Annotated in this window: 1 protein-coding gene and 1 pseudogene; both read right to left on the minus strand. The window is 66.4% G+C overall.

The window, feature by feature from the left end; all coding sequences use genetic code 11:
• Positions 1–464: pseudogene (locus BKY26_RS16030) on the minus strand (vWA domain-containing protein); the annotation flags it as partial.
• Positions 464–1,324 carry an AAA family ATPase gene (locus BKY26_RS16035; protein ID WP_071691390.1) on the minus strand — a complete coding sequence of 287 codons (861 nt, stop codon included), beginning with the start codon at positions 1,322–1,324 and terminating at the stop codon, positions 464–466. The pseudogene BKY26_RS16030 and the gene BKY26_RS16035, both read right to left, overlap by 1 nt.
• Positions 1,325–1,344: the final 20 nt, after the last annotated feature.

Consider the following 1,344-nt stretch of genomic DNA (forward strand, 5'->3'; position numbering starts at 1 on the left):
GGCAGGTCCCGGCGGTTGAGGTTTGCCGAACGGGTCGCGATCAGCTTCCCGTCTGTCCCATCGGCTTCACCGTCGCCGGGGTCGGGGGTGATGGCATCGTCGTTCCGTGAGTGACGATCCTCCGCTTCCTCCCCCTTGTCCTGTTGCCAGATCCTCGGCTTTGCGGCCTGCACCCGGACATGGCCGGTCTGCGCCGTGCCCGCGCGCTGTTTGCCCGCGTTGAACCAGTAGGCATCGAAGAGCTCGTCGAACCGCCGCCAGTCCTCGGCATCGCCTGCCAGAAGCGCGCACAGCGCCTGCCTTGCCTCCTCCCGGTCGGTGGCGTTCACGGCGGCAAGCGCCGCCAGCGCATCGCCGGTTTCCCTTGGCCCCACACGCAGGCCGTTCATCCGCAGATGCGCGATGAAGCCCGACATCCGGTCGGCCAGCCCGTCCGCGCGGGAAGGAAAGCGCGTGACCTGCATCACGCGACCTTCCCGATCAGCCGGTCCATCAGCTCGGGGGGCGCGGCGTCGTAATCGGCGGCGGTCTTCAGTAGGCAAACCAGCGTTGCCTGCACCTCGTCGCGGGCCTTTGCCATATCGTTCACCCCAAGCCCGGACAGCGCGGCGGCCCAATCCAGCATCTCGGCGATGCCCGGCGTCTTTTCCAGATCCTCCTTGCGCAGCGCCTGCACCACGCCGACGATCTGGCGGGCGAGCAGCCCTTCAATGGCGGGCATCCGGGCCTTGAGGATGGCAAGTTCGGTGTCCTTGTCGGGATAATCGAGGAAGCTGTAAAGGCACCGCCGCCGCAGCGCGTCGGACAGATCACGGGTGCCGTTCGCGGTCAGGATCACGACAGGTCTGGACCGCGCCTTGATGGTGCCAAGCTCGGGGATCGTGATCTGGAAATCGGACAGGATTTCGAGGAGATAGGCCTCGAATTCTTCGTCCGCCCGGTCGATCTCGTCGATCAGCAGCACGGGCGGCGTGTCTTCGCTGATCGCCTCCAAAAGCGGGCGTTTCAGCAGGTATTTGTCGTCAAAGAGCGCCTCCTCGGTGGCGCTGCCTTCCGCCGCGCGAATGGCCAGCAATTGCCGCTGGTAGTTCCATTCATAGATCGCGTGGGAGGCGTCGAGCCCTTCGTAGCACTGCAACCGGATCAGCCGCGTATCGCGCAAGGCGGCCAGCGCCTTGGCAACCTCGGTCTTGCCCACGCCCGCCGGGCCTTCCAGCAGCAGGGGGCGCCCCAGCACCTGCGCCAGATGCAGCGCCATCGCCAGACGGTCGTCGGCGACATAGCCCTCGCGGGCCAGACCTTTCTGGATGTCGGTGACGCTCATCGAACCCTCCCCGGTTCGGG

It is taken from the genome of Nioella sediminis, from assembly GCF_001879695.1.
Classification (GTDB): domain Bacteria; phylum Pseudomonadota; class Alphaproteobacteria; order Rhodobacterales; family Rhodobacteraceae; genus Nioella; species Nioella sediminis.